Below are 4,133 nucleotides of genomic sequence, written 5' to 3'. Positions count from 1 at the left end.
TGACTCCTTCGTGGTTGAATGCGCCGAAGCTTTGTCCGGCGGCTCCCTGGAAGTTGAGGGTGAGTTGTCCTTCAAATGCGCTGTCGCCGTATTTGAGGGCGATGGCACCGGAGATGCGGGCACCTACAGATCGATCGGTATTCACCACCTTGTAAGATTTAGTAGCGATGCCTTGGTTATCGATCGCACTCATCACATCTACATCTGCTAAAATCTCATCATCTAAAACGGCTCCATTGGTATGGATGTCGCCGTGGGTGAGGAAGGATCGATCGAGTTTAGTATCTGGTAATTGCGTCAGACAATCGAGGTTAATTGCGGCTACTTTAGTTAGCTTCGCTTCTGGGCGGAGGGTGAATAAATCCGCACGTCCGATTAATTCGTTGAGCGACTTGTAGCCCAACCGCGCCAAGATGCTGCGGACTTCTTCGGCAATGAACAGGAAGAAGTTGACGACTTGTTCGGGGATACCGGGGAATCGAGCGCGGAGATCTTCGCGCTGGGAGGCGACACCGACGGGACATTTATTGGTATGACAGACTCGTGCCATAATGCAACCTTCGGCAATCATCGCGATCGAACCGAACCCATATTCTTCTGCTCCCATCAGGGCGGCGATCATAATATCCCATCCTGATTTTAATCCACCATCGACACGAAGTAAAACTCGATCGCGAAGTTGATTTTCCATGAGGACGCGGTGAACTTCGGTCAAACCTAGTTCCCACGGGGTGCCTGCGTGTTTGATGCTGGATAGGGGGGATGCTCCGGTACCGCCGTCGTGTCCAGAGATTTGGATGATGTCGGCGTTGGCTTTGGCGACTCCGGCGGCGATGGTACCGATGCCGATTTCGGCGACTAGTTTGACGGACACAGAGGCTTTGGGGTTGATTTGGTGGAGATCGTGGATCAGTTGCTCTAGATCTTCGATCGAGTAGATATCGTGGTGCGGTGGGGGTGAAATCAGCATCACGCCTGGTTTGGAGCGGCGGAGCATGGCGATGTACTGGCTGACTTTTGGCCCTGGCAATTGTCCGCCTTCACCTGGCTTGGCACCCTGAGCGAGTTTGATCTCGATTTGTTTGCCGTTGATTAGGTATTGGGGGGTGACTCCAAAGCGTCCCGAAGCGATTTGGACGATCGCGCTTTTAGCAATATCGCCGTTGCGTAAGCCTTTGAGGTGGGGGAGGATGGCGGATTTACCATCCACGGCATCATCGATCGTTTTGTAGCGGACGGGATCTTCGCCGCCTTCGCCGCTGTTGGATTTCGCGCCGATGCGGTTCATGGCAATGGCGAGGACTTCATGGGCTTCGCGGGAGAGTGCGCCCAGCGACATGCCACCCGTGCAGAACCGTTTGACGATATCGACCACAGGCTCGACTGATTCGATGTCAATGGGGTTTCGATCGGATTTGAAGTCTAAGAGGTCGCGCAGGGCCGTGACGGGGCGTTCCTGAATATGTTTTTTGTAGACTTCATAGTGATCGTAGCCTTCCTGAGTCGCATAAGCGTCTACGGCTTTGTGGAGAGCCTTTGCCAGTTGGGGGCTATTCATGTGGTATTCACCACTGGGGCGATAGTTGAAGAAGCCGAGGTTTTCGAGTTTCTTCAGCTCTTTGGGGAATGCTTTGTGGTGGAAAGTCATGGTTTCCTGCGCCACATCAGCGATGGTTAAGCCACCGATGCGGGAGGTGGTGCCAGTAAAAGCGATATCGAGTAATTCGCGCCCGATGCCGATCGCTTCAAAGATTTGCGCCCCTTGGTAGGATGAGAGTAGGGAAATCCCCATTTTGGAGAGGATTTTGAGCAAGCCATCTTCGGTTGCTTTGCGATAGTTAGCCTGCGCTTTTTCGATGGTAATATCTAGTTCGCCGCGTCCGATGGCGGCTTGAGTTTTGGAACCACACCACCAGCTACGGACGGATTCCCAGGCGAGATACGGACAGACGGCGGATGCACCGAAGCCAATCAGACAGGCAAAATGGTGGGTACTCCAACATTGCGCTGTATCGACAACGATCGAAGTACGCGCGCGCAAACCTTGTTTGGTGAGATAATGATGCACCGCACCCACAGCCACCAGGGGGGGAATATAGGTAGTTTCGTCGGTTAAACCTTCAGCAGTCCAATCGCTAAGAACGAGGATTTGTTTGCCTGTCTTGACAGCTTCGAGAGCGGCGGTACATAATTTGTCGATCGCGAGTTTTAAGCCACCGACACCATCATTAACTGGGTAAAGTGTGGAGATAAATTCGGTTCCCAAGGATGATGCTTTAATTACTTCTAATTCCGCCTCATTTAATAGGGGACTAGTTAACTTCAGCATCCCCGCATGTTCGGGTTTGGCTTCGAGTAAATTACCCTTTTTACCCAGACTGACATCGAGCGACATGACTAATTTTTCGCGCAGCGGATCGATCGCGGGGTTAGTTACTTGCGCGAAGCGTTGTTTAAAATAGTCGTATAAAGGATGCGCTTTTTCGGATAATACGGCGAGGGGAATATCATCGCCCATACAGAAAGTTGGCTCCTTGCCATTTTCTGCCATATCGTTGACGATCATCGCGACATCTTCTTCGGTGTAGCCGAATGCCGTCTGCTGCTTGAGCAAGTTTGCCGACTCTATCCGACAACTATTCAAAAATGCTTGGTTAGTCAGGGTTTGACGATGCTCTTTCAACCACGCACCGTAGGGATGCACCTTGGCAATCCGCTCTTTAACTTCCCAATTGTGGAGAATCTCTTGAGTTTCTAAATCTACCAAGATCGTTTCACCAGGGCCGAGCCGACCTTTTTCAACGATTTGGTCTATGGGTAAATCTACCACCCCAGCCTCAGAGCCGACATAGAGATAACCATCCTTGGTAATACAATACCTTGCTGGACGCAAACCATTGCGATCGAGTGCCGCCCCAACTACCTTACCATCAGAGAATGCCAGTAATGCTGGGCCATCCCAAGCTTCCTGTAAGCCCGAATAATACTCGTAAAAATCCGTAATCTCAGGATATTTATCTAATTCCGGCTGATTCTTGTACGCTTCTGGTACCATCATCATTAAACCTTCGATCGGACTCCGACCGGAACGGACGATCAGTTCCAAGACATTATCTAATGTCCCCGAATCGCTATTGTCTAAATTCAGAATCGGCTGCAACTCTCTTAACCGCTCGTTCCACAGCGGATGATTGAGATCGCTTTCCCGCGCTGTCATCCCATTAATATTGCCCAAGAGCGTATTAATTTCGCCATTGTGCCCCAGCACCCGCATCGGTTGAGCCAATGGCCATTTTGGTAAAGTGTTCGTACTAAATCGACGGTGATACACCGCAAACGCCGCCTTAAATTCAGGATTGGTTAAGTCACTGTAAAACTCACCCAATACAGCCGATCGTACCATCCCTTTATACACGATCGTCCGACCGGAAAGAGAGCAAATATAAAAATTGTCCCCCGGCTTAACCGTGCCCTCAGCCTGCATTGCTTTGACAATCTTGCGGCGTACCATGTACAACTGCCGCTCTAGCTCATCGCCTAGCTCAGTCCCCGCCATAACCATCTGCTCGATGTATGGTTGATTTTCCCGCGCCTGAACACCCAACGTTTCCGGCTTAACGGGTACTTCCCGCCACCCGAGGAGCTGACACTGCTCCTGCGCGATGACATCCGCAATAATTTGCTTCGCCACAGCGCGTTTTGCCGCATCTTGTGGCAAAAATACCATCCCCACCGCCAATCGTTGGCTCAGTTGCTCAGAATGAGAATCGCGATCGCTGTGACTAGCTATAATCTCATCAAATAATCCCCACGGAATCTGCGTCAAAATCCCCGCGCCATCGCCAGAATCGCGATCCGCGCTACAACCGCCCCGATGCTCCATACAAGTCAATGCTGCCAACGTCTGCTGGATAAGCTTATGACTGGTATCCCCGGCTGGACAGGCAATGAATCCCACCCCGCAAGCATCCCGTTCCTCGACCAACCAGCGTGGGCCTAGATATGGTTCTTGATTAGCAGCAGTTGAAGTGGTGAAACTGTCCATACGCCAATGATTATCTGTGTGGTTCATAGTGATGTAGTGCGGGTCGCGATCGGTAGATAATTTAGTGTAGAGTCAGGTTCAAATAGCT

At 51.1% G+C, this 4,133-nt stretch carries 1 protein-coding gene; it reads right to left on the bottom strand.

The features are described 5' to 3' along the window. Positions 1-4,072, bottom strand: a 4,072-nt coding sequence (gene gltB / locus RMO52_RS07785; protein ID WP_396134916.1) for a glutamate synthase large subunit, incomplete at its 3' end; no start/stop codon positions are given. Positions 4,073-4,133 lie beyond the last annotated feature (61 nt).

This window comes from Chamaesiphon sp. OTE_8_metabat_110 (genome assembly GCF_031382685.1).
Classification (GTDB): domain Bacteria; phylum Cyanobacteriota; class Cyanobacteriia; order Cyanobacteriales; family Chamaesiphonaceae; genus Chamaesiphon.
This window is presented reverse-complemented; position numbering and strand designations above follow the sequence as displayed.